The sequence below is a fragment of the Streptomyces sp. NPDC058045 genome (assembly GCF_042885635.1).
GTDB lineage: Bacteria > Actinomycetota > Actinomycetes > Streptomycetales > Streptomycetaceae > Streptomyces.
Window position 1 is genome coordinate 54,287 of the sequence record NZ_JBHVRR010000029.1, and the last position, 22,592, is coordinate 76,878.

The 22,592-nt window shown below is 70.6% G+C and carries 22 protein-coding genes; 10 read left to right on the plus strand and 12 right to left on the minus strand.

The window, feature by feature from the left end:
• The first annotated feature begins 14 nt into the window (after nt 1–14).
• A complete protein-coding gene (locus ACFVST_RS18900; protein WP_390152887.1) occupies nt 15–605 on the plus strand; it encodes a cysteine hydrolase family protein in 591 nt (196 codons plus the stop codon).
• Nucleotides 606–621: 16 nt separating this feature from the next.
• On the opposite strand, the gene ACFVST_RS18905 is transcribed toward ACFVST_RS18900, so the two are convergent.
• The 6 genes from ACFVST_RS18905 to ACFVST_RS18930 are packed head-to-tail and all read right to left on the minus strand — an operon-like array spanning nt 622 to nt 8,482.
• Nucleotides 622–1,266: a TetR family transcriptional regulator C-terminal domain-containing protein gene (locus tag ACFVST_RS18905; RefSeq protein ID WP_390152889.1), complete on the minus strand. Its 645-nt coding sequence runs from the start codon at nt 1,264–1,266 to the stop codon at nt 622–624.
• On the minus strand, nt 1,263–3,290 hold the full coding sequence (locus ACFVST_RS18910; RefSeq protein WP_390152891.1) for a CocE/NonD family hydrolase: 2,028 nt from the start codon (nt 3,288–3,290) through the stop codon (nt 1,263–1,265). Before ACFVST_RS18910 ends, ACFVST_RS18905 begins: the two co-directional genes overlap by 4 nt.
• Nucleotides 3,287–5,047, minus strand: a complete 1,761-nt coding sequence (locus ACFVST_RS18915) for a dipeptide ABC transporter ATP-binding protein (protein WP_390152894.1) — start codon at nt 5,045–5,047, stop codon at nt 3,287–3,289. Before ACFVST_RS18915 ends, ACFVST_RS18910 begins: the two co-directional genes overlap by 4 nt.
• Nucleotides 5,047–5,952 carry an ABC transporter permease gene (locus ACFVST_RS18920; protein WP_390152896.1) on the minus strand — a complete coding sequence of 302 codons (906 nt, stop codon included), beginning with the start codon at nt 5,950–5,952 and terminating at the stop codon, nt 5,047–5,049. The genes ACFVST_RS18915 and ACFVST_RS18920 overlap by 1 nt, the downstream gene beginning before the upstream one ends.
• On the minus strand, nt 5,949–6,905 hold the full coding sequence (locus tag ACFVST_RS18925; protein WP_390152899.1) for an ABC transporter permease: 957 nt from the start codon (nt 6,903–6,905) through the stop codon (nt 5,949–5,951). Before ACFVST_RS18925 ends, ACFVST_RS18920 begins: the two co-directional genes overlap by 4 nt.
• A 2-nt stretch (nt 6,906–6,907) precedes the next feature.
• Nucleotides 6,908–8,482: an ABC transporter substrate-binding protein gene (locus ACFVST_RS18930; protein WP_390152902.1), complete on the minus strand. Its 1,575-nt coding sequence runs from the start codon at nt 8,480–8,482 to the stop codon at nt 6,908–6,910.
• Between the two features lie 268 nt (nt 8,483–8,750).
• Between ACFVST_RS18930 and ACFVST_RS18935 the strand changes: the two genes are divergently transcribed.
• The 3 genes from ACFVST_RS18935 (at nt 8,751) to ACFVST_RS18945 (ending at nt 11,941) form a co-directional block, all read left to right on the plus strand.
• Nucleotides 8,751–9,743: a helix-turn-helix domain-containing protein gene (locus ACFVST_RS18935; protein ID WP_390152905.1), complete on the plus strand. Its 993-nt coding sequence runs from the start codon at nt 8,751–8,753 to the stop codon at nt 9,741–9,743.
• Nucleotides 9,744–9,925: 182 nt separating this feature from the next.
• Nucleotides 9,926–10,339 carry a peptidase inhibitor family I36 protein gene (locus ACFVST_RS18940; RefSeq protein WP_390152908.1) on the plus strand — a complete coding sequence of 138 codons (414 nt, stop codon included), beginning with the start codon at nt 9,926–9,928 and terminating at the stop codon, nt 10,337–10,339.
• 153 nt (nt 10,340–10,492) lie between these two features.
• The gene (locus ACFVST_RS18945; RefSeq protein ID WP_390152911.1) at nt 10,493–11,941 is read left to right on the plus strand and encodes a WGR domain-containing protein; all 1,449 of its coding nucleotides are present in this window, start codon (nt 10,493–10,495) and stop codon (nt 11,939–11,941) included.
• Between the two features lie 30 nt (nt 11,942–11,971).
• On the opposite strand, the gene ACFVST_RS18950 is transcribed toward ACFVST_RS18945, so the two are convergent.
• The gene (locus tag ACFVST_RS18950; RefSeq protein WP_390152913.1) at nt 11,972–12,487 is read right to left on the minus strand and encodes a GNAT family N-acetyltransferase; all 516 of its coding nucleotides are present in this window, start codon (nt 12,485–12,487) and stop codon (nt 11,972–11,974) included.
• A gap of 131 nt (nt 12,488–12,618) precedes the next feature.
• On the opposite strand from ACFVST_RS18950, the gene ACFVST_RS18955 reads away from it, so the two are divergent.
• Nucleotides 12,619–13,818: a hypothetical protein gene (locus ACFVST_RS18955; protein WP_390152915.1), complete on the plus strand. Its 1,200-nt coding sequence runs from the start codon at nt 12,619–12,621 to the stop codon at nt 13,816–13,818.
• 27 nt (nt 13,819–13,845) lie between these two features.
• Here the strand turns inward: ACFVST_RS18955 and ACFVST_RS18960 are convergent, their stop codons facing one another.
• From ACFVST_RS18960 to ACFVST_RS18980, 5 genes are all read right to left on the minus strand, one after another.
• Entirely contained in the window at nt 13,846–14,823 is a 978-nt protein-coding gene (locus ACFVST_RS18960) for a helix-turn-helix domain-containing protein (RefSeq protein ID WP_390152917.1), read from the minus strand.
• Nucleotides 14,824–15,010: 187 nt separating this feature from the next.
• Complete coding sequence (locus tag ACFVST_RS18965; RefSeq protein ID WP_390152920.1) at nt 15,011–16,441, minus strand: DUF2252 domain-containing protein; 1,431 nt, start codon at nt 16,439–16,441, stop codon at nt 15,011–15,013.
• Nucleotides 16,442–16,571: 130 nt separating this feature from the next.
• Nucleotides 16,572–16,919 carry a hypothetical protein gene (locus ACFVST_RS18970; RefSeq protein WP_390152923.1) on the minus strand — a complete coding sequence of 116 codons (348 nt, stop codon included), beginning with the start codon at nt 16,917–16,919 and terminating at the stop codon, nt 16,572–16,574.
• Nucleotides 16,916–17,770: an SDR family NAD(P)-dependent oxidoreductase gene (locus tag ACFVST_RS18975; RefSeq protein ID WP_390152926.1), complete on the minus strand. Its 855-nt coding sequence runs from the start codon at nt 17,768–17,770 to the stop codon at nt 16,916–16,918. The genes ACFVST_RS18970 and ACFVST_RS18975 overlap by 4 nt, the downstream gene beginning before the upstream one ends.
• Before the next feature lie 97 nt (nt 17,771–17,867).
• Nucleotides 17,868–18,311 carry a MarR family winged helix-turn-helix transcriptional regulator gene (locus ACFVST_RS18980; RefSeq protein WP_390152929.1) on the minus strand — a complete coding sequence of 148 codons (444 nt, stop codon included), beginning with the start codon at nt 18,309–18,311 and terminating at the stop codon, nt 17,868–17,870.
• 170 nt (nt 18,312–18,481) lie between these two features.
• Here ACFVST_RS18980 and gap point away from each other — a divergent pair, with 170 nt between their 5' ends.
• The 5 genes from gap (at nt 18,482) to ACFVST_RS19005 (ending at nt 22,571) form a co-directional block, all read left to right on the plus strand.
• Entirely contained in the window at nt 18,482–19,486 is a 1,005-nt protein-coding gene (gap, locus tag ACFVST_RS18985; protein ID WP_390152932.1) for a type I glyceraldehyde-3-phosphate dehydrogenase, read from the plus strand.
• A gap of 221 nt (nt 19,487–19,707) precedes the next feature.
• Complete coding sequence (locus tag ACFVST_RS18990) at nt 19,708–20,601, plus strand: cytochrome P450 (RefSeq protein WP_390152935.1); 894 nt, start codon at nt 19,708–19,710, stop codon at nt 20,599–20,601.
• 40 nt (nt 20,602–20,641) lie between these two features.
• A complete protein-coding gene (gene ptlH / locus ACFVST_RS18995) occupies nt 20,642–21,493 on the plus strand; it encodes a 1-deoxypentalenic acid 11-beta-hydroxylase (RefSeq protein WP_390152938.1) in 852 nt (283 codons plus the stop codon).
• Nucleotides 21,494–21,550: 57 nt separating this feature from the next.
• Nucleotides 21,551–21,682 (plus strand): hypothetical protein, encoded by a 132-nt coding sequence (locus ACFVST_RS19000; protein ID WP_390152941.1) that lies wholly within the window; start codon nt 21,551–21,553, stop codon nt 21,680–21,682.
• 130 nt (nt 21,683–21,812) lie between these two features.
• Entirely contained in the window at nt 21,813–22,571 is a 759-nt protein-coding gene (locus tag ACFVST_RS19005; protein ID WP_390152962.1) for an SDR family NAD(P)-dependent oxidoreductase, read from the plus strand.
• Nucleotides 22,572–22,592: the final 21 nt, after the last annotated feature.

A 22,592-nucleotide genomic window follows, 5' to 3' on the forward strand; every position in this document is an offset into this window, starting at 1 on the left:
GCGAGAAGACAGTCATGGCGCGCACCACGTTGAGGCAGCTCAACGGATTCGACGACACCCCGGCCGCGCTGGCCGATTCGACGTTGATCATGGTCGACTACCAGAACACCTACACCCGGGGTGTGATGGAGCTGGACGGCTGGGAGCCGGCGCTCGACGCGGCCGCCGAACTGCTCCGCCGGGCACGGGAGGCCGGTGCGGGCGTCATCCACATCGTCAACGACGGCGGGATCGGCACGCCCTACGACATCCGTGCCGAGATCGGGCGGATCCATCCGAAGGTCGCCCCGGTGGCGGGCGAGCCGGTGGTCGCCAAGACCGCGCCGAACGCCTATGTCGGCACCGGCCTGGGCGAGTTGGTGGACGCCGCCGACCGGAAGGACGTCGTCATCGCCGGGTTTATGACCCATATGTGTGTGACGTTCACCGCCGAGGGCACCTTCCTGCACGGGAAGAGGCCGACGGTCGTCGCCGACGCCTGCGCGACCCGGCCGCTGGCCACCGCCCTCGCCGAAGTGCCGAGCGCGCAGGTGCACCACAGCGCGCTGGCGACCATCGCGGACCTCTACGGTCCCGTCGTCGCCACCGCCGCCGACCTGGGGTGAGTCGGCGGCCGGCGTTTCACGGCAGCGGCCTGGGCGTGAGTTCCGTTTCGATGAGGCGGTTCAGGTGGCGGCGGGCGTCCTGGGTCGTCAGTGGGGGTGTCTGGCGGAGGTGCTGGAGGGCCAGGCCGTCGGCGAGGGCGGCGAAGCGGGCGGTGGTGCCGTCGAGGTCGTCGCAGGTGAACTCTCCCTCGGCGATGCCCCGTTCGACGAGTTGGCGGATCTGGCGGTGCCAGTCCGTGTAGCGCTGGGCCTGGCCGCGGGCGAAGGTCTCGTCGGTGCCGCGTCCCCCGGTGTTGCAGTATTCGAACCACATGCGCCAGTGGCGGTCCGTGTCCTCGGTGAACAGGGCGTCGATCATCAGCCGCAGGCCCTCGGCACCGCTGGTGGCCCGCTCCGCGGCCTCGTTGAGCGCCGCGTAGTACCGCTCGATGTGCAGGATCATCGCCTCGGAGAGGATCTCCTGGACACTGCCGAAGTGGTACGTGACGGTGCCGACGGACACCCCGGCCGCGGCGGCGACGGCGCGTACGCCCACCGCGTAGCCGCGTTCGGCGATCAGGGGGACGGCCGCCTCCACGATGAGGCGGCGCCGTACCTCGGTGGGCTGGCGGGTGCGGTCCGCGGCGGCGACGGCGCGGCGCGGGGTCTTGGGTGTCGTCATCCCGAGGTCCTCGGGGTGGTGCGGTGCCAGGTGCGGTTGGCCACTGTCTCTCCGTTCGCCCGTGCTTCGATGCGGCTGTCCATCACGAAGTCTGCGGCTGTGGCCCGCAGTTCGGTGCGGGTCGTGATCTCGGCGTCCCAATCCTCCCCGCGACGCAACCGGATGTGCCACTCGGAGACGGCGACCGCGGACCGCGGATCGCCGCTGCGGATGCGGTATGTCTCCCGTGCGCTCTCCTCGTACCGCAGTCCGTCCGGATAGGTGCGCGATCCGCCGTAGCCGGGGTCGACCTCCAGGGTCCACTCTCCCGCGGCCACGTCGTGGGTGACCAGCCGTTCGGGGCGCGGTGTCGCGGGAGCCTCGTGGGTGACGGGCAGCGGGGGTGCCTGCTCGGGGTCCTCGAAGCGGATCTCCGGCTCGTCCCCCGACTCCTCGCCCGGCTCGCGCACCGGCAGCAGCAGGGCGCTGTCGGCGGGGCGCACGGTCAGTTCGCCGCGTTCGCCGTGCGGCCAGACCCACGGCCAGTACGTGTCGGAGACGGCGACCCGGATGCGGTGGCCGGGTGGGAACGCGTAGCCGGTGCCGGTGAGTTCGAACTCGACGTCCTCCCAGGTGCCGGGTGTCCACTCGGTCACCCGGTCCCGTCCGCGTCGGGCGAGCAGATTGAGCACGCCCCGGGTCACCAGCGTCGAGGAGCCGTCGGGCGCCACGTCGCAGAGGCGGGCGATCACATGGGCGCGCGGGGTGGCGCTGTCGAGGCGGAGCCGCAGGCGGGGGCGGCCGAGTATCTCGATCCGCTCGGGGAGCACTTCGGAGTCGAAGCAGACGGACCGCCCGTCCTCCTCGCGCTGGTCGGGCGGCAGATCGCCGGCGTTGCCGTAGGGGAAGAAGCGGCCGGAGTCCACACCGGTGTGCTGCGGGGAGCGCACGGTGACGACCGCGCCGGGGCCGCTGTCCGTGCCCAGCGGCCGCACGCGCCAGAGGGTCCTCCGCGACGGCCATTCCGTGTCGCCCACCCAGCGGCCGGGCATCACCTCGTACGAACTGGCGGGCGGGACAGGGTCGTTGACCCAGGACCGCAGCAGGGGTTCCGCCATGGCGCCGGTGTCCTCGTCCTTCAGCCAGTGGTCCCACCAGCGGAGGGTCTCCTGGAGGAAGCCGATCGCGGGGCCGGGCGGCAGCCCGCGGTCGGGGTACTGGTGGGACCAGGGGCCGATGATGCCGCGGACGCGGTCGGCCGGCAGACGCTCCACCAGGCGCAGCACGGCGTCGCGGTACGGGTCGTTCCAGCCGCCGACCGCCAGTACCGCCGCCCGCACGGACCCGTAGTCCTCGCAGATGCTGCCGTGCCGCCAGTAGGCGTCCCGCTGCTGGTGGTCGAGCCAGGTGTGCAGGAAGGGTTCGAGGGCGTCGAGGCGTTCGCGCCACATCGGCAGCCAGCGGTCGCCGCCGACGGACTTCGGGTCCGGTGGCCGTGCGGCGAAGGCCAGCATGGTGCCGGACCAGGCGGCCATGTCGATGCCGAGGACGGCGCCGCCGGTGTAGTGGACGTCGTTGTCGTAGCGGTCGTCGGTCGAGCAGACCGTGACGATCGCCTGGAGGGGTTCGGGGGCGAGGGCCGCGATCTGGAGCGAGTTGAAGCCGCCCCAGGAGATGCCGAACATGCCGACCCGGCCGGTGCACCAGGGCTGTGCGGCAAGCCAGTTGACGACATCGGCGCCGTCCGCGAGCTCCCGCGCGTCGTACTCGTCGCCGGGGGTGCCCTCGCTGTCGCCGTGCCCGCGGATGTCGACCCGGACGGAGGCGTAGCCGTGGCCCGCGTACCAGGGGTGGCGCTGGGCGTCGCGGGGCGCGGTCCAGTCGCTCTTGCGGTACGGCAGGTATTCGAGGAGTGCGGGGACCGGGTCCGCCTCGGCGTCGGCGGGGCGCCAGACGCGGGCGTGCAGCCGGGTGCGTCCGCCGTCCACCGGGATCCAGATGTCCTCGCGCACGACCCGGCGCTCGAAGTGTTCGCGGTATCTCACGCCGATCCCTCCGTGGCCGTCCCGTGCTCGGCGGGCGCGGGTCCGGTGTCCGTTTCCGTCGCCGGGCGCCAGCGGCGTACCCGGTGGCCGTGTCCGTGGTCCGTCCAGATGTCGTCCGGTTCGGCGGCGTCCGCCCAGGGGGTGGGGTCGGCGGTGAACGGGCGGGCGTCCGGGTCGGGTTCCAGGGCCGCCGCCATGAGCTGTCGGGTGTAGGGGTGGCCGGGCTCGCTGAACACGGCCTCGGTGGGGCCCTCCTCCACGACGACTCCGTGCCGCAGGACGACCACCCGGTCCGCGATGCCGCGGACCACGGCCAGGTCATGGCTGATGAACAGGCAGGCCAGATCGCGTTCGCGGCGCAGATCGTCCAGCAGCCGCAGTACGTCGGCCTGGACGGACACATCGAGTGCGGTGGTGATCTCGTCCGCGATCAGCACCTCGGGGCCGCCCGCCAGTGCGCGTGCGATGCCGATGCGCTGGCGCTGTCCACCGGAGAGCTGGGCGGGCAGCCGGTCGGCGAAGGCGGGGTCGAGCCGTACGTCGGAGATCAGTTCCCGGGCGCGGGCCGCGGCCTGGGTGCGCCCCTCGACGGTGCCGAAGAAGCGCAGCGGGCGGCGGATGGCGTCGCCCACCGAACGGCGCGGGTTGAGGGAGGTGTCGGCGTTCTGGAAGACGAGCTGGACGCGGCGCCGCAGTGCGAGGGGGCGCCTGCCCGCCGGGCGCGCGAGGTCACCGTCCGCGTGGGTCATGGTGCCGCCGGAGGGGGTGCGCAGCCCGGCCAGCGCCCAGGCGAGCGTGGACTTCCCGCTGCCCGACTCCCCGACGAGGGCCAGGACTTCGCCGCGCCGCACCTCGAAGGAGACACCGTCGACCGCCCGGGAGGACCCGTAGTCGATGGTCACATCCCGCGCCCGGACGGTGACTTCGGCCTCGGGGGAGAGCTCCGCCCGGGGCCGGATCTCCCGCTCCCCGGTCTCGCTCACCAGCGCGAGGCCCGAGTCGTCCAGCCGCGGCACACTCGCCAGCAGCCTTCTGGTGTACGGGTCCCGCGGCGCGGTGAAGAGGCGCCGCGTCGGTGCCGACTCGGTGATCCGGCCCGCGCGCAGCACCGTCACCTCGTCCGCCATGTGCGCGACCACCCCCAGGTCGTGGCTCACCAGCACGGCGGCCAGGCCGAGTTCGTCGCGCAGCGCGCCGATCAGGTCGAGGACGCTGCGCTGGGTGACGACGTCCAGGCCGGTGGTGGGCTCGTCCAGGACGAGGACCTTGGGGCGGGCGGCGATGGCCATGGCGATGGCGACGCGCTGCTGCTGGCCGCCGGAGAGTTCGTGCGGGTAGCGGCGGGCCAGCTCGGCGGGGCGCGGCAGCCGGACCTGTTCCAGCAGGTCGGTGACCGGCACCTCGCCGCCCGCCTCCGCGATCTGCCGCCCGATGCGCATGGACGGGGTCAGGGCGTGCCCGGCGTTCTGCGCGACCATGGCGACGGTGCCGCCGCGCAGCCGCCTCAACTCCCGTGCCGGCAGGGCGAATACGTCCTCTCCGTCCACCCGCACCGAGCCGCCCGTGATCCGCGAGCCGTGCCGCAGATGGCCGAGCAGGGTGGCCGCGAGGGTCGACTTGCCGCTGCCGGACTCGCCGACCAGGGCGAGCGTGTGCCCCTCCGCCACCTCGCAGGACACCTCCCGCACGACCGGTATGTCCCGGCCGCCCGAACGGTAGGCGACGGAAAGGGAGTTCACGGAAACGATCGGGGTCATCAGGAGCCCTCCCTGATCCGGTCCACGCCCCACGCCTTGGACAGGCCGTCGGCCGCGAGGTTGAGCCCCACCACCAGCGTGGCGAGGGCGATGATCGGCGCGAGGCTGGCCATCGGGACGACGGTGATCGCGGTGCGGTTCTCGGCGACCATCAGGCCCCAGTCGGGCGTCGGCGGGTCGGCGCCGAAGCCGAGGAAGGACAGCGAGGAGATCAGCAGCACCACCCAGGAGGCCCGCATGGCGAACTCCACACACACCACATCGGTGATGTTGGGCAGGACCTCCCGCCGCAGGATCGACCAGGTCCCCTCGCCCCGGGCCCGGGCCGCGGTCACATAGTCGGCGGGTACCACGGCCAGCGCCGCGCCCCGCACCACCCGCACGACCTGGGGCACGTACACCACGGCGATCGCCAGGACGATGACCGCGGGGCCGGTGCCGAGCGCCGTCACGATGACGAGGAGCGCGAGGAGCGCGGGCACCGACAGCACCGCGTCCAGGACACGGCCCAGTACGTCGTCGAACCAGCCACCGCGCAGCGCCGCCGCGCATCCGGCGATCGTGCCCAGCGCGACGGTCAGCACGGTCGCGGCCACCGACACCCCGAGTGCGTAGCGGCCGCCGTACAGGACGCGGGCGAGGACGTCGCGCCCGTACTGGTCGGTGCCCGCCCAGTGCTCCAGGCTCGGGCCGAGCAGGGCGTGCGAGGCGTCGGCTCCGACGGGGTCGTAGGAGGTGAGGAGCGGGGCGAGCACGGCGATCAGCACATGCACGGCGACGATCGCCAGACCGGCGAGGGCGGTGCGCGAGGAACGCAGCGTGCGCCAGACACGTGCCGCACGCGCCGCGGGGGCGGCCGGCGCGGTGCCGGTACCGGTGTCGCTGCCGCTGTCGAGGGTGGTCATCGGGTCCTCCCTCCGGTACGGAGCTTGGGGTTGAGGGCCATGGCGCCGAGGTCCGCGGCGAGATTGCAGAGGACGTAGATCACGGCGCTGATCAGTGCGATGGCCTGGATGACGGGCAGATCGCGGTTCTGCACCGAGGACAGCATCAGCTTGCCGACGCCCGGGTAGTTGAAGACGTTCTCGACGACGGCGACGCCCCCGGCGAGCGTGGCGACGTTCAGCGCGACCACGTGCAGGACCGGCAGCAGCGCACCGGGCAGCGCGTGCCGGGTGACGACCCGCCAGGTGGACAGCCCCTTCAGCCGGGCCGTGGTGACGTACTCGCTCGCCATCACATCGATGACGGACGTCCGGGCCATGCGCACGATGTACGCGGCCATGACCACGGCGAGCGCCAGCGCCGGGAGCCAGACGGCGGGCAGCAGCCGGGCGGCGCTCGCCTCGGGGCCGTACAGCACGACGGCGGGGAACCACGGCAGCGCGATGGAGAAGCAGAGCACCAGCACGGTGGCGACCACGAATTCGGGGATGCTCATGCCGACCAGGCTGACCGTCGAGATCAGATGGTCCGGCCACCGGTCCCGGTACAGCCCCGCGAGGACGCCCAGTACGAGCGCCCCGGTGACCGCGAACAGCACCGTGACCAGCGCGATGAGCGCCGAGTTGCCGAGGTGCGTGGTGACCTCGCTGCCGACGGGCCGGCCGGTGACCAGGGAGGTGCCGAAGTCCCCGTGCAGCGCCCCGCGTATCCAGTCCACGTACCGCTGCCAGGCGGGCTGGTCGAGTCCCAGCTTTCCGCGCAGGGCGGCGACGGCGTCCGGGGTGGCGTCCTTGCCGAGGACCTGGGTGGCGACATCGCCGGGCAGGGCCTGCACGGCGAGGAAGACGATCACGGAGGACAGGACGAGCGTGCCGACCGCCGAGCCCACACGCCGGGCGATGAACGACAGCATGGTCACGCTCCCTTCAGGCCGATGCCGAGATAGTCGAACTCGAAGCCGTGCTCGGCGTATCCGCGCACCTGCCGGGAGATGCCGACCAGCCGGTCGGCGAACATCGGGGTCATCGCCCCGCCCCTCTCGATCACCATCGTCTGCGCCTCGCCGTACAGGTCGTGGCGCTTGGCGTCGTCGGTCTCGCGTCTGGCCCGGTCGAGGAGCGCGTCGAAGTCCTTGTCGGACCAGGCGGTCTCGTTGTAGGAGGAGCCGCCGCGGAAGATCTCGGTGAAGAGCTGGTCGATCGGCCGGCCGGTGAACCAGTAGGTCGCCATCAGCGGCTTCTTCATCCAGATCTGCGTGTAGTACGAGTCCGCGGCCGCCGTCTTGACCCGGACCCGGATCCCGGCCCGCCCCGCCGAGTCCCGGTAGGCGAGTGCCATGGGCGTGAACAGCGGGTCGTAGGCGGAGGTGTAGAGGTCGACGGCCAGCCGCTCGTGCCCCGCCTGCTTCAGCAGATAGCGCGCCTTCTCCGGGTCGTGCGCGGGATGCGCGGAGATGTGCGCCGGGTCGGAGGGCGGCACCGGGTTGTCCCAGCCGGCGCTGCCGGCGCCCTGGAGGGCGGCCTTCACCACATGCTCGGGGTCGTAGGCGAGCTTCATCGCCTGCCGCACCCGGACATCGGTGAAGGGCTTCTCCGTGGTCAGCATCGGCAGCACATACCACTGGGCGTTCTTCACCCGGGCCACGGTGGCCCGGTCGGAGGCGGCGACCACCCGGGCCGTCGCGAAGTCGAGGTTGGTCTGGGAGAGCAGGTCGACCTGGCCCGCCAGCAGCGCGTTCGAGCGGGCGGACATGTCGGCGACCGAGTAGAAGGCGATGGCGTCGAGCACGGGCCGCCCCGCCCAGTGGTCGCGGTACGCGGTGACGCGCCCCGGTCCGGCCGGCGCGAACGACTCCAGCCTGAAGGGGCCGGTGCCGATGCCGGTGCGCCCGATGGACTTCGCGCTGCCCTTGGGGATGACGTAGCAGTTGTAGTGCGTCAGCAGGCTGGGGAACTCCGCGTTCGGGGTCTTCAGCGGGACCACCAGCGTGTGCGGGTCGGGGGTGCGCAGCGTCTTCGGGTCGATGAGCGGCGCGAAGACACCGGCCTGCGGGGACGCCACCGCCTTGTCCAGGATGTGGCGCAGGGTGTAGACCGCGTCGGCCGCGGTGAAGGCCCGCCCGTCGTGGAAGGTGACGCCCTTGCGGAGGCGGAAGGTCCAGGTGGCGGCCTTGTCGTCGGGCTCCCAGGACTCGGCGAGGTCGGGCGCGAGCAGACCGTCCGCACCGATCCGCACCAGCCGGTTGTAGAGGGCGCCCAGATATTCGTACGCGGACAGGGAACTGGCCGGATCCAGCGTCTCGGCGTCGGAGGCGGCCGGCCGGGCGATCCGCAGGGTGCCGCCGCGGGCGGGCTCGCCCTTGAGCGCGGCGGCGGGCAGGACGGGGGTGGACGAGGCCCCCGTACAGCCGGTGAGCAGCCAGGACGCGCCCAGCGAGGCGGCGCCCGCGGCAAGGACCGACCGCCGCCCAGGGTGGTGGGTGTCGGGCATGAACCGACCGTCCTTCCCACTTATTCGTTCAGCGGAACGATTGAGTAAAGTCCGTGAACGATAGCCAGCCGGCGGTTTCACGCCAACCCCTGGAGTGCGGAAAGCCACTTCGGAGACCCAGTCGTTACGCGGCCGCGAGCCGGCCCCTTCGCGTCACCTTCGGGTCAACTGGCCCGAATCCCCGGCAGGTTGAACCGGCCCGAGAGGACCATCTGGAAGGAAGCGAACAAACGGGGCGGTCGCCGGGCCGCAGGGCCGGGGGAGACTCGTGGAGAAGGTTTTCGACAGCAAGGACTTCCCGGCGCGAGAGGCGTTCGCCGCCTGGGAGGACATCACCGCGAACGCCGTGATGCCGACCGCGCTCAAGCTGGTCGGGACCGGCGCCTTCCGCGGCTGGTTCAGCGCGATGCCGCTGGGCGCGGTCCAGGTGTCGGCGATGGCGTACTCGTCCCTGCTCGCCCGCAGGACCCCCGCGCTGATCCGCGCCGGGGACCCGGAGATCCTCGCCCTCGGCTCCATGAACTCCGGCCCCAGCGCGATCGAACAGGGCCGCAACCACGCCGCGCTCAAGCCGGGCGAACTCGTGCTGTTCGAAAGCTCGCGCCCGTTCGACAGCTATTCCGACGGCGGGACCGTCCTCATCCAGTTCCCCCGTACGCTGCTGCCCTTTCCGGCCCGCCATCTCGACCAGCTCATCTGCCGCCCCCTGCCCGGCGATCACGGCATGGGGCGCCTGCTCACCTGCTTCCTCTCCCACCTGGCGGAAGACCGCACCCAGTACACGCCCCACGACGCCGTACGACTCGGCACCGTCGGCCTGGACCTGGTCACCGCCGCACTCGCGCACGTCCTGGAACGCGAGGAGGCGATCGGCTCCGACTCCCGCCGCCGCGTCCTGTATCTGCGGATCACCGCGTTCATCGAGCACCACCTCGGCGACCCGGACCTCACCGCGGGGAAGGTGGCCGCGGCCCACCACATCTCGGTCCGCTCACTGCACCGCCTCTTCCAGCAGCACGGCACAAGCGTCCGCTCCTGCGTACGGGGCCGGCGCCTCGAACACTGCCGCCGGGACCTGGACGACCCGTCGAAGCGCCAGGTGCCGATCCACGCCATCGCGGCACGCTGGGGATTCGCCCACGCCGCCGACTTCACCCGCGCCTTCCGCACCCTGCACGGCGTCACGCCCAGCGACTACCGAAACCGCGTGCACGGCACCCGAGTTGGCACACAGCGCCAAGTACCCGGCACACCCGGCTAAGGCGCCACAGGCCACTTCCCGGGACGATCGGAACGTCGCGGTCGACAGGCGAGGAAGCGACCGAGGAAGCGAGCAAACCAAGCGACCGAGGAAGCGGCCAACGAGGCGACTGCGACGCGGAATTCGATCGGGCCACGCCCCTGAACCGACGTGGCCCACTCCACCCACGGGGAGGAACCCACATGCCCAAGTTCAGAATCGCTCTCGCCGCGGCCGGCACCGCGGCACTGCTCGGCGGCCTGTCGGCTCCGGCGGCCAGCGCCGCGCCGACCGCCAGCGCCGCTCCGGCCGCCTCCGTCGCCGCTCCGGCCACCAGCGCCCGATACACCTGCTCCGCCGGCTACTTCTGCATCTACAGCGGCTGGAACGGCGGCGGCAGCCGCTGCCAGTGGAAGTCCGCCAAGGTCTCCGACACCGCCGCGAACTGCAGCTTCATCCGCAGGGGTTACAAGGTCAAGTCGGTCTGGAACGGCACCGGGAAGCGCAAGCAGTTCTACACCAGCACCAACTACCACCACCGCATCGGCTCCACCCGCGCCGGCTCCGGCGGCAACCTCCAGGGCAACTACCAGATCCGCTCCTTCAAGCCCCAGTAGCCGACCCCCGCCTTCCCGACTCTGTGTCTGCGGACGCCGACGCGGAGTCGGGAAGCATGGGCCGGGCGATTGTCAGTGGCGCCCCGTAACGTCTTCCCCAGTGGTCACGAGCGCCGATGGGGCGCCGGGCTTCAGCCTGGGGAGAGGTGTGGCATGACGCAGGGGGAGCGTTCGCATACGTATCTGGAGCTGTCCCAAGACGGCGGCGGTGCGCACAAGTTCTACGAGGTGACGGTGGAGGGGACGGTCGTCTCGGTGCGCTACGGCCGGATCGGCGCCGCGGGCCAGCAGCAGACGTCGAGCTTCCCCACGGTGGCGAAGGCGCAGGCCGCCGCCGCCAGGAAGATAGGGGAGAAGGTACGCAAGGGGTACGCGCCGGCGGTCCAGGGCGGGCGCGCCCCACGCCCGGTGACGCGCCGCCAGGTCTCCTCGGCTCCCTCGCGGGCCCGCAGTGTGGCGCCCGTCCTGTGGCGCTTCCGCACCGGCTCCGCGGCCTTCGGCATCCACATCGACGAGGACCGCTGCTGGGTGGGCAACCAGTCGGGCGATGTGTACACCCTCAGCCACAGCGGCGAGGTCCTGGCCCGCTACGCCCTGCCCGACGGCGTCAAGTGCCTGGTGGCGGACGACTTCTGGATCTACGCGGGCTGCGACGACGGCAAGGTCTACGACCTGTCCTCCAAGCTCCCGTTCGCGGCGTACGACATAGCCGCCGATGTGGACATCTTCTGGCTGGACATCCACGAGGGGGTGCTGAACGTCTCCGACCGGGGCGGCGGTCTGACCGTGATCGACCACGAGGACGAGTACCAGTGGTCACGCAAGTCGAACGGCGCCCACGCCTGGATGGTCCGCGCCGACGGCCAGGCCGTGTACCACGGGCACCAGGGCGGTGTGACGGCCTACGCACCGGACGGCGGCGGCGAGTTGTGGCATACGCCCCTCCAGGGCGGCGTGCTCTTCGGCTGGCAGGAGGACAGCGCCGTGTACGCGGGGACGGCCCGGCACACGGTGCAGCGGTTGTCGAAGGCCACGGGGCGGATCGAGGCGACGTACCGCTGCGACGACGCGGTCTACTCCTGCGCCACCTCCCCGGACGGCCGCCATGTCTTCGCCGGCGACAGCTCCTCCTCGGTGTACTGCTTCGACGCCGACGGCACCCGCCTGTGGAAGCTGGGCACCGGCAGCGGCTCCGCGCTGTCCATGCAGTACCTCGACGGCAGGCTGTACATGGTGACCACGGACGGCTCCCTGGTCTGCGTGGACGCCTCCGAGCACGCGATCACGGCAGCGCAGTCGGGCACGGTCCCGACCGCGGTGGACGTCAAGTACAGCGCGACCACGCCCACTTACACCCCGGCGACGACGGTGGCCGAGGTGCACACGGTGTCAGCGCCACCGGCCGACGGGGTGGTGGTCGAATGCATCCAGGAAGGCGCGCGGCTACGGGTCCACGTCCTCTCGGACGGCTATGAACCCTCCTGGAACGTGCAGTTCCCCCGCGGAATCCGGCAGAGCGGCGCCCGCTATGTGGTCGACGCCCTGCACCCGGCGGCGGGCGGCTTCTACCGCGTCCGCGGCGAGATACGCCGACTGCTCTGACCGGCCACCCGATGCCGACGCGCACGTGCCTCAGCCGGCGAGCGGACCCGTGCCGGTCGCCTCCGCGCCGATCTCACCGATGTAGCAGAGCATCCGGTAGTCCGTTCCGGGCTCGATGTTGACGAAGCCATGGCGCTCGTAGAAGCGGCGGGCGTCCACGTCGATCTCGTCGACATTGATGTGCATCTCGCCACCGCCGCGCCGACGTGTCTCACGCACGGCGGCGGCCAGCAGCGCCGTGCCGATGCGGTGGCCGCGCAGATCCGGGCGGACGTACAACTCGTCCAGTACGGCGAGGAGTCCGTCGCAGTACACGGTCGGGCGCAGCGTGACGACGGCGTACCCGGAGGGCTCGTCCCGTGGCCCGGCGAGCAGTGCGAAGGCCGCGGGGTCGGCGAGCAGGCGCCGGAAGCGGGGCAGCAGGACCGCGAAGGGAGGCTCCTCGGTGCCGAACTCCGCGCCGAAGTCGATCTGCAACCGGGTCAGCGTCTCGGCGTCGGTGACGGCGGCGAGGGCGATGGGGGTGCTGCTGCTCGGCGTCGTCAAGGGACCTTCCCGCGCTTGTGTTCCCGGCGGTCGATACATTCGGCCGACAGATGAAGGGTAGGGCAACCACCCACAGCGGCCGGGTAGTTCGCCGTCCGCCGGCTCTTCCGGATCGAGGAGGTGACCGAGTGATGCGATGGATTCCGGTCGGGCGGTATCTCGGCGTCCAGGAGGGAGAGCCGGAGTTTCAGCTCGGATTCGAGGTCCTGCCTGTCAGCGAGCAGGCGGTCGCCGCCTGGCATCGGGTGCGGGCATCGCTGCTGCGCCGGGGCGGATTGCCGGTCGGGGACGAGATCGACGGTGCCGTACTGGCGGAACTCCTCGGCTGCGGACTGCTGCTCGACGTTCCGCAGGACTGGTCGGAGTTCGCCGGGGAGTACCGGCTGATGTCAACGCTCATGGGGCATCGGGTGCTTGGACGCGGTGGGGCCGGCGGGATCGGTGGGGCGGCGGGGGCGGCGCAGCTCAGCGAGTATCTGCCCGGCTCCATCGAGTACGCGCCGCCGGAGAGCTGGATCATCGAGCCGGAGGTGCATCTCGTCTGGACGTGGTGCGACCGGGCCGGTTCGCTGCGCGAGCTCGCCGAGCGCGTCGGGCAGGACACCGTCGACGTCGTCGCCGCCGGATGCCGTCTCGCAGAATTCGGCGCGGCCTTCTTCGACCGTGCGGGTCCCGGCAGCAGACCGTCGCGTGCCTTCGTACTGGAGGCGAGACCGGTCATCGAACCCTCCCCGGAACCAGGGCTTCAGGGCCGGCTCATCTGGTGGGCGGACGGGGTGCGGGACTGGTGGGACCGGGTCCACGACCGCCTCGCACCTCCGGAACGGGTCGGCTGGGCCGCCGCGGGCCAGTTCCTCGGCGCGGACGGCGACGGCGGGCACCACATCCGGCTCGGCGATCGGATCCACCACCTGGACCGGCTCCAATTCCGCATGTGGGGACGGGCGTTGACCAGGATCGGTTCGCGTGACTGGGTGGTCGCCGACGCCTCGGGAGCCGTCGACCGCACTGCCACGACGGCACCGTTCGACGAACTGGTGGCGGCCGGGCTGCTCCTCGGGATCGGGGTGTCGGGCGAGTTCGCACACCGCGTACGGCTCGTTCCGCGTCATCTGCCCGACCACGAGGACGATGTCATCGGACCGCCGCGGGGGCTGGCGCGCGAGGTGCTGCTCTTCTCCCACCTCGAACCGGACCTGGCCACGACGCTGGCCGCGATCGCCGAAGGCAGCGACTCGGACCCGGCGACACTGCTGCAAGCCCTGATCACCCGGACCCACGGCGGCCTCCGCGAACTCCTGCAGAGCTATGCCTGGCTCGACACCGTGTGACCGGCGGCGCCCCCCGGCGGCCCCGGCCTAGCCGCCGAAGTCGGCCTGTGCCTCGGCCCGGTACTGGCTGGGCGACATCTGCGTCGCGGCCCGGAACGCTCGGGTGAACTCGGCGGGTCGCGGGAAGCCCCACCGGCGGGCGATCGAGCAGATGGCGAGGTGGTTCAGGGAGGGATCGGCCAGATCGCGCCGGCAGCGGTCCAGACGCCGGCATCTGATGTAGGCGCTGACGGAGGTGCCGTGCTGCTGGAACACCCGGTGCAGATGCCGCAGCGAGATCTGGAGGGACGCCGCGACCGCCGGCGGCCCCAGTTCCGGAAGGTGTAGCTGCCGGCCGATGAAGCCGGTGGCGCGCAGGAACAGCACACTCTGCGGCAGCCGTCCCGGGTGGGCGTTCTCGCTGTCGAGGTGATGCGCCAGGGTGGAGGTGGCCAGATCGAGCGCGATACCACCCAGCCGCGCCTTGTCCTGCGGGCTGTACTGCTGCTCGCCGTCGGCCAGGGCCACCATGAACTGCGCCAGCAGGCTCCCCACCCCCTCCGTGCCCGGCAACGGTGTGGCCAGCATCCGGGCGAGGCCGTTCCGCGGCAGCGGCAGCAGACGTTTGGGGAACTGCATCAGCACCGACTCGGACCCGCCCCCACCCTCTCCCACCCGCGCGGTGAAGGGCCGCGAACTGTCGTAGAAGACCAACTCCCCACGCCCCAGGCAGGCTTGGGAGTCGCCCTGGTCGATGCTCTGGTGGCCGCTGCGGACCAGGGCGATCTGGTACTGCTCCGGGTCCGACTGCCGGATCAGCCGAGGGGTGCGCCGGGACACCAGCGGCCCGTAGGACATCGAGGAGAGCTGGGCGGCACCCACGTTCACCGCCCGGAGCCGGGCCTGGAAGGCGGCCGTGTCCGGGATCTCGAACTGTGTGGTCAGCAGCGCCTTCGACGTGGTGTCCAGCCACGCCTCGGAACGTTCGGCCGCCGGGAGAGCGGCACTGTCGAAGACCGTCTCCACCAGAGAACCCCGTTCGCGGTACCGATCGGCAGAAAGTCTCCCCCAGCGCCCGGGCGGATCAACAGTGCGTTATACGCCAATAGTTGTGCACGTCAGGACAGGCTCTCCGCGGACTCCCCGCTCGGCAAGCGGTTTTCGGCAACGGCGTCGTGAACACACCGCCCAACTGGGGCCGGGGCGCGGGCAGTTAGGTACTCGGCAGTTCCTCGGCGGGGAGTCGGCCCGAGTGCACCGCGTCGACCAGGGCCTGGTGGTCGCGCTCGTTCTGGTCGGCGTAGGACTCCGCGAACACGGCCAGCGCGCGGTCGAACACCTCCCCGCTGCCCAGATACGCGGCGATGGCGACGCGGTCACCGGAACGCGCATGTGCACGGGCCAGGGTGAGCCCGCACACCCGCCCGAAGGCCTCCATCCCCTTCGGCCGCATCTCCTCCGGCACCGCGATGCCCTTCCAGTCGCGCAACTGCCGTACATAGAAGTCGCGTTGCCTGCCGTCGAGGCCGTCGACCCGTTCCCAGCCGAGGAAGATATCGCTCGCGGCCTGCATCAGACGCTGCCCCGACACCACCCGCTGGCCCTGGTTGCGGTACCGGCTCTCCCCGACGTGCGCGGCCAGTACGGAGGTGTCGGCCTCCTTGGCCTGGAGGAAGAGCGGGTCCCGGCCGTCGCGACCGGTCAGCAGGATGATCCAGCACCGGGTGCCGACACTGCCGACGCCCACCACCTTGCGGGCGACATCCACCAGTTCGTAGTCCGCCAGCAGCGCCCGCCGGTCGGACGGCAGCGTCTTGCCGTACCGGTGGATCAGGCCGCTCAACTGGCCCTCCAGAGCGCCGCGTTCGACATCCGGCAGCAGCGCGCCGATCGGGATCAGCAGCGGCGGATCCGCCGCGATCCGGGTCCGTCCTGCGACCGTCTCGGTGAGCTTGTCGAACGCCTGCAGATTGTCCCGGCCACGGGCTTTCGCCATCGAACGGGCGAGGTTCTTCTGGCCCCGCTTGTGCAGCGACTGCGTGGCGAGCGCCTCCAGGACCTCGGCGTCGATCTTCTCGTACCAGATGGCGAGGTTCCCCATCCCGGCGAAGCGGATCATCGACTCGCGGTACGAACGGACCGCCGAGGTCACGATGCGGGCGCGCTCCGCGTCGTCGAAGCCGTTGGCCCGCGCCGCGATGACCAGGCTGGCCGAGAGCCGCTTCACATCCCACTCCCAGGGGCCGGGCAGCGTCTCGTCGAAGTCGTTGATGTCGAACATCAGGTCCCGCTCCGGTGAGGCGAGCAGCCGGAAGTTCAACAGGTGTGCGTCACCGCACAGTTGGGCCGTGAGCTCGGAACGCGGGCTGCCGGCGAGGTCGGCCGCCATGATCGCGGCCGCACCGCGGTAGAAGCGGAACGGGGACTCGATCATGCGGCCGTAGCGGATCGGGACGAGCTCCGGCACCCGCGCCGCCGACTGCTCCTCCAGGACCGCCAGCGGATCCGGCCGATCGGCGGCGGGCCGGTACTCGGCGTGCCCAGACCGCGGACAGCGCCGCCGCGCCTCCTTCCCCAGCGCCACCCGCTCCTGGGGCGTGAGGTGCGGCGAGGTACGCATCGCCGTGCCAGCCCTCCGCGCCATCGCAGACCTCCTACCCGGCCGTACGGCTGTCCGCGGATGCGGACATCGGCGGATGCAGTGCAGATATCGGCCTTATTCGACTCTAAATTCCATCGGGGCCGCTCGCACGGGGCGGGCGTTCGTTCCGCACTCAGAGGGGCTCGGGGGTATGGCCGGGGTCGGCGCCACCCAGGGCGTCGCCGTGGTCGCCGGTTCCGTCCTCGGCGGCCTCCTCACCGCGTTCGGCCTGCTCATGCCGCTGATCGTGGTCCCGTTCCTGCCCACCGCCGGGCCTCCTGGTCGCGACCCGGCCGCGCCGCGAATCCCGCACCACGTTCATCGACCGGCCGCGCCGGGTGCGGGCGGGCGACCCGAGGGTATGGCCGTTCCTGGCATCGCCCCGGCCCAGGCCGTGATCGTGCCGACGGCCCCGCATCAGGTCCGCCACCGTCAACTCGCGGCCGCGAGACGTGCGGGGGGGCGGACCGCAGTCCGTCACGCGGTGATGTTGGCGCTGTCGCCGCCGGTCGCGGCGAAGCTGGTGCCGCTGACCATGCGGGCCTCGTCGGAGGCGAGGAACACCACCAGCGGAGCGACATCCTCCGGCTCGACCCAGGGCACGCCGAGCGGCAGTTTCCTGCGCTGTGCGGCAGCCGCGGTCCGCTCGTCCCGCTCCAGCTCGCCGGCGGGTTCGTTGCCGCCGCTGCGGATGATCTGCGCGTAGCGGTCCTCGTGCCGGGTGAGCGCGGTGTTGATCAGGCCGGGGATCACGGCGTTGACGGTGATGCCGTACCGCCCGAGCTCCAGCGCGGCGGACTTCATCAGCCCGATCAGGCCCCACTTGGACGCCGAGTAGCCGCTGCCGTCGAGGGTGCCGTGCTGGCCCTGGGTGGACGAGGTGACGATGATGCGTCCGCCGCCGCGTTCGACGAGCAGCGGGGCCGCGACCCGGAGGACGTTGGCGGTGCCGGTGAGGTTGATGTCGATCTGGTCGTGCCACAGCTCGTCGCTCATCTCCAGCAGCGGTGCGAAGCCCTGGACACCGGCGTTGGCGAAGACCACGTCGACCCCGCCGAACCGGTCGGCGACCTGCGCGAAGCCGTCCCGCACGGCGTCCTTGTCGCGCTGGTCGAAGACCACCGGCAGCCACTCGCCGCCGGCCTCCGCCACGAGCCTCCCGGTCTGTGCGAGGTCCTCGGCGGTGGCGGGCTCGTAGTCCATCGCGGAACTGGCCGGCCCGGCGATGTCCGCGCCGGCGACCCGGTACCCGGCCGCCGCGAACGCGACGGCGGTGGCACGGCCGATCCCGCGCGCCGCTCCCGTGATCACGACCACTCGGCTGTCATTCATCGCCTTCTCCTTTTCGACGTTTTCGCGGACAACGCTATGGGATGTCCACAAAGTGACGGGAGGAAGGCGGTGGGCGGGTTCGGGAAGTGGACAGGTCTCAGGGAGTGGACGGGCTCTGGTGCCCGGCCTCGGCTCCGAGTTCCGCGAGTCGGTACAGGGCGGGCAGCGCCGCGGCGAGTGACTGCCGCTCCGCGGGCGTCAGTTGGGCGATCAGCGGGGCCAGATAGCGGTCCCGGCTCTGCTGCCGGTCCTGGCGGATCTTTCGGCCGTTTTCGGTGAGGTGGATCAGGACGGCGCGACCGTCCGCCGGATCGGGGCGGCGTTCCAACAGGCCTTCGTTTTCAAGCCTGGTGACGAGTTGAGTCAGCCCCGGCTGGCTGATCTGCTCGGTCTTGGCGAGCGAGGTCAGGCGCCTGGGGCCGCCGACGGCCAGTGTGTCCAGCACGGACAGTGTCGTGAACGACAGCTTCTGCACCATGGGCAGCCGGATGTAGTACCGGTTGAAATTCTCGATCGCCCTGGTCAGGTCACTGACATCCAAGCCAGTTCCGCTGTGCGCACTTTGAGTAGAAGTCACCCTGGAGATGTATCCCATGCTTATATAAGCTTCTGATGGGTTCCGTGCCAGCTTCGACCGCGTGCACGGCTCCCTTGCACTCGACGCGACGGTGCGTCAGATGACTGCAGAGTACTAGGTGAGGAACCAGTGCCATGACTGTGCGAATCGGCATCAACGGCTTCGGGCGTATTGGCCGCAATGTCTTCCGTCCGGCGGCCACGCGCTCTGCGGAGCTGGAGGTCGTCGCCGTCAACGATCTGGGTGATGTGGCCACCATGGCGCATCTGGTCGCCTACGACTCGATCCTCGGGCGCTACCCCGAAGAGGTCGTCGCCGAGCCGGACGCGATCCGCGTGGGCGACCGTACGACGAAGGTCTTCGCCGAGCGCGACCCCCGCGACATCCCCTGGGGCGAGCTCGGAGTGGACATCGTGATCGAGTCCACGGGCATCTTCACCGCCGCGGAGAAGGCGCGCGCACATATCGAGGGCGGAGCCAAGAAGGTCATCATCGCCGCTCCGGCCAGCGGCGAGGACATCACCGTGGTGCTGGGCGTCAACGACGGCGACTACGACCCCGAGCGCCACACCATCATCTCGAACGCCTCCTGCACCACCAACTGCCTCGGCGTACTGGCCAAGGTGCTGCACGACGCCGTCGGTATCGACACCGGCATGATGACCACCGTTCACGCCTACACCCAGGACCAGAACCTCCAGGACTCCCCGCACAAGGACCTGCGCCGAGCCCGCGCGGCGGCACTGAACATCATCCCGACCTCCAGCGGTGCCGCCAAGGCCATCGGCCTCGTCCTGCCGGAGCTCGCCGGCCGGCTGGACGCCTTCGCGCTGCGGGTGCCCGTCCCCACCGGTTCGGTCACCGACCTCACCGTCACCACACGCCGCGGTACCACGGTGGAAGAGGTGAAGGAGGCGTACGAGGCCGCGGCCGCCGGCCCGTACAAGGGCCTGCTGTCCTACTCCACCGCGCCGCTGGTCAGCACCGATATCGCGGGCGATCCGGCCTCCTGCGTCTTCGACGCCGAGCTCACCCGGGTCTCGGGACCGCAGGTCAAGGTCGTCGGCTGGTACGACAACGAGTGGGGCTATTCCAACCGCCTCATCGACCTGGCCCTGCTCGTCGGTTCATCCCTGTAAGCCGTCCCGATAAGTCGTCTCTGTAAGCCGTTCCTGCAACTCGTCGCCGTTTCAGCGTCTGCACCATCCGCACGTCAACAACGGCCGCCCGTCGAAGCGGTGGCCACTGCCTGGGCGCGCCCCGCACACCGGTGCGCAGCGCACATGGACGCAACCCCCGTCCGTGTGCGCCGAATTCCGAACGAATCCCCTGCACGACGCCGCGAGGGAGGACAGGCCCCGTGAAGGACCTGCCGAGGTTACCGTTCGACAACCCGGCCGTGATGGGCGTCGCGCCCCGGATGCGCGCCCTCCAGCGGGAGCGGCCGATCGCCAGGGTGCGGACCGCCGGCGAAGACGCCTGGCTGGTCACCCAGTACGACGAGGTGAAGGCGCTGCTCTCCGACCGCCGGCTCGGCCTCAGCGATCCCAAGCCGACGCGGGCGGCCAAGAGCACGGCCAGGCTCACCATGTCGACCGGCACTTTTCGGCAGGTCGTCGACTCCATGACGGAACTGGTCCGGCGTAAGCGGACCGATCCCGGTGACGACATCCTGTCCGAGCTGATCGCCGAGAAGAACGGCTCGCTGACCGACGACTACATAGCCCAACTCGGCTGCGCTGTACTGCTGTTCGGCTATGAGACCACCATGGTGCGTATCGACATGGGCGTTCTGCTGATGCTGCGCAATCCGGCCCAACGCGCCCAACTGGCCAAGGATCCCGGGCTCGCGCCGGCCGCGGTCGAGGAAATCCCGCGGCTGGCCGTCGGGGGAAAGGGATCCAATGCGCTGATACCGCGCTATGCGCACGGCGACATCACGGTCGGAGACACGGTGATAAGGACGGGGGACGCGGTGATGCTGGCCATCGGCGCGGCCAACGTGGACAGCCGCGCGTATCCCGAGAGCGACCTGCTCGATCTGGCCCGGATCAGGCCCAAGTCGCATATGGCGTTCGGACATGGCACCCGGCACCGCGTCGGCCGGGTACTCGCCAGGATCGAACTGACCACTGTGTTCGAGCGGCTGTTCCCAAGGCTGCCGAATCTGCGACTCGCGGTGCCGGAGGGGTCGTTGCGCTGGCGGGAGCACCGAATAACCGGCGGCTTCGACGAAATCCCCGTTTCTTTCTGACGGTTCGCATTCCCACGCCCAGTCACGAGGACGAGGAACCATGACGGACACTTTCCGCGATTACGTCGACTGCACGGACCTTCTCGATGATCGCGAGGCCCTCGACCGGTTCTACGACGAGCACGGCTACCTCTATCTGCGCGGCGTCCTGGACCGTGGACTCGTGCGGACGGCCGCCAAGCAGATGCTCGCCGGCCTGATCGCACTCGGCCACGCCGCACGCGGCACCTCGCTCGAAAAACTCGCCATTGAGTCCTTCGAGGCGGTCGACGAAGTGGCGATGCACGACTACGTCAAGTACGACGACCTGTGGCGCCACCCCTCGTCCTTCAAGGTGTGGGAGCAGGTCTTCGGCGAGCCCGTCTTCGTCTTCAAGTCGACCACGATTCGCTACTATCCCTCGGCCGCGGGCGTAGCGGAACCGAGTTTCCTGACACCTCTGCATCAGGACGGTTTCTACATAGGCCCGAACAAGGATTTCCGCACCGCCTGGATACCGCTGCTCCCCACGACTCACCGGACAGGCGGCGTCGCCCTCGCCGACGGCAGTCATCGCCGGGGCCCGCGCGAGCATGTCGTCACCGAGAACTTCCGCCGCTTCGGCCATCCCGTACGCGGTATTCCGGCGGAGGAGTTCGGGGCGGACGAGCAATTGCTGTTCTCGCCCATGGAGCCGGGGGATGTGCTCGTCTTCCATGCCTTTACCTGCCACAAGTCCGTCCCCAACACCTCGGTCGGACCGGCCAGGATGCGTATGTCGATGGACACCCGTATCCAACCCGCCTCCTCCCACCGCGGGTTCAATTCCCTGACCCCGTGGCCGGATTCGGCGAAGGACTCCTCCAAGGGAATCCTCTCGAAGATCACCGGCACTCCCACCGTCATCGAGTGAGGCCGTCACCCGGAACGCGCCTCAACCATCCCTCCGCACAGACCTGGTAGGCAGCACATGACGAAACACGAGGGCTCCCCTTCGGTGAAGGAGCCCGCCGCGGAACCGGAGTCCCCGGGCGGTACGCGACCGAGCGCCCGTGGGCTCAGCGGCATCGCACTCGTGGTGGTGCTCACCGGATACGCCTGAAGCTTCCCGATCCCCGCTGAAAAAGACGTCGCGTATTCGGTAGGTGCGGCGTGTTCGGGAGCGTTTTGATTCATTTGTTCTTTGTAGGAGCGGAGGAAGTCAGGTGCGGTTTCAGGCAAGAACAGCAGTGGTGACCGGCGCGGCCAGCGGTATCGGATTCGCTCTCAGCGCTCGCTTCACGCGGGGCGGTGCCCATGTCGTGATGGCGGATATGGATGGCGAGGCATTGGACCGCCGGGCCGCGGAACTCACCGCGCGGGGCGCCAGGGTCACCGCCGTGACCGCCGATGTGACGGACCCGGCCGCCGTCGAACAACTCGCGGACACGGCGTTCGACGCGCTGGGCGGTGTCGACGTGGTGTGCAGCAACGCCGGGGCCCTCGGTCCCGTGGGGCAGCCGCTGTGGGAGGTGCCGCTGGAGCGGATGCGGCAGGTGTTCGAGGTGAACCACTGGGCGCGTGTACTGGTGGCCCGCGCCCTCGTCCCACGGCTGCTGAAGCAGGGCGGTCCCGCCCATCTGATCCACACCGCCTCGATGTCCGCCTTCGCCGTCGGCTCGGGCAGCGCCGCCTACGCCGCGTCCAAGCACGCCGACCTGGCCCTCGCCCGCAGCCTCCGCGCTGATCTGCGGGGAACCGGGATCCGGGTGTCGGTGCTGTGCCCCGGCCGGGTCGACACCCCCATGGTCGAGGGCGTGGAGGCGCCGCGCGGCGCGGGCGGCGACACCTCGGTGAGCGCCGAGGATGTCGCCGACCTGGTGTGGGACGTCCTCGGCTCCGACCGCTTCTACCTCTTCAGCAACCCCGACGCCTCACGGCGTCTGCGGGAGCATGTCGCCGACATATGGCGCCATGCCTCCATTCCCCCTTCAGCAGAGGAGGAACTGTGACCCCCGCTGAAACAGGCAAGG

Bases quoted from the DNA above. Each gene is read 5' to 3' on its own strand.
- ACFVST_RS18930 (WP_390152902.1), bottom strand. From the start codon at position 8,482: ATGCCCGACACCCACCACCCTGGGCGGCGGTCGGTCCTTGCCGCGGGC.
- ptlH (WP_390152938.1), top strand. From the start codon at position 20,642: ATGACGGACACTTTCCGCGATTACGTCGACTGCACGGACCTTCTCGAT.
- ACFVST_RS19000 (WP_390152941.1), top strand. From the start codon at position 21,551: ATGACGAAACACGAGGGCTCCCCTTCGGTGAAGGAGCCCGCCGCGGAA.
- ACFVST_RS18955 (WP_390152915.1), top strand. From the start codon at position 12,619: ATGCGATGGATTCCGGTCGGGCGGTATCTCGGCGTCCAGGAGGGAGAG.
- gap (WP_390152932.1), top strand. From the start codon at position 18,482: ATGACTGTGCGAATCGGCATCAACGGCTTCGGGCGTATTGGCCGCAAT.
- ACFVST_RS18900 (WP_390152887.1), top strand. From the start codon at position 15: ATGGCGCGCACCACGTTGAGGCAGCTCAACGGATTCGACGACACCCCG.
- ACFVST_RS18915 (WP_390152894.1), bottom strand. From the start codon at position 5,047: ATGACCCCGATCGTTTCCGTGAACTCCCTTTCCGTCGCCTACCGTTCG.
- ACFVST_RS18945 (WP_390152911.1), top strand. From the start codon at position 10,493: ATGACGCAGGGGGAGCGTTCGCATACGTATCTGGAGCTGTCCCAAGAC.
- ACFVST_RS18965 (WP_390152920.1), bottom strand. From the start codon at position 16,441: ATGGCGCGGAGGGCTGGCACGGCGATGCGTACCTCGCCGCACCTCACG.
- ACFVST_RS18940 (WP_390152908.1), top strand. From the start codon at position 9,926: ATGCCCAAGTTCAGAATCGCTCTCGCCGCGGCCGGCACCGCGGCACTG.
- ACFVST_RS18925 (WP_390152899.1), bottom strand. From the start codon at position 6,905: ATGCTGTCGTTCATCGCCCGGCGTGTGGGCTCGGCGGTCGGCACGCTC.
- ACFVST_RS18920 (WP_390152896.1), bottom strand. From the start codon at position 5,952: ATGACCACCCTCGACAGCGGCAGCGACACCGGTACCGGCACCGCGCCG.
- ACFVST_RS18975 (WP_390152926.1), bottom strand. From the start codon at position 17,770: ATGAATGACAGCCGAGTGGTCGTGATCACGGGAGCGGCGCGCGGGATC.
- ACFVST_RS18905 (WP_390152889.1), bottom strand. From the start codon at position 1,266: ATGACGACACCCAAGACCCCGCGCCGCGCCGTCGCCGCCGCGGACCGC.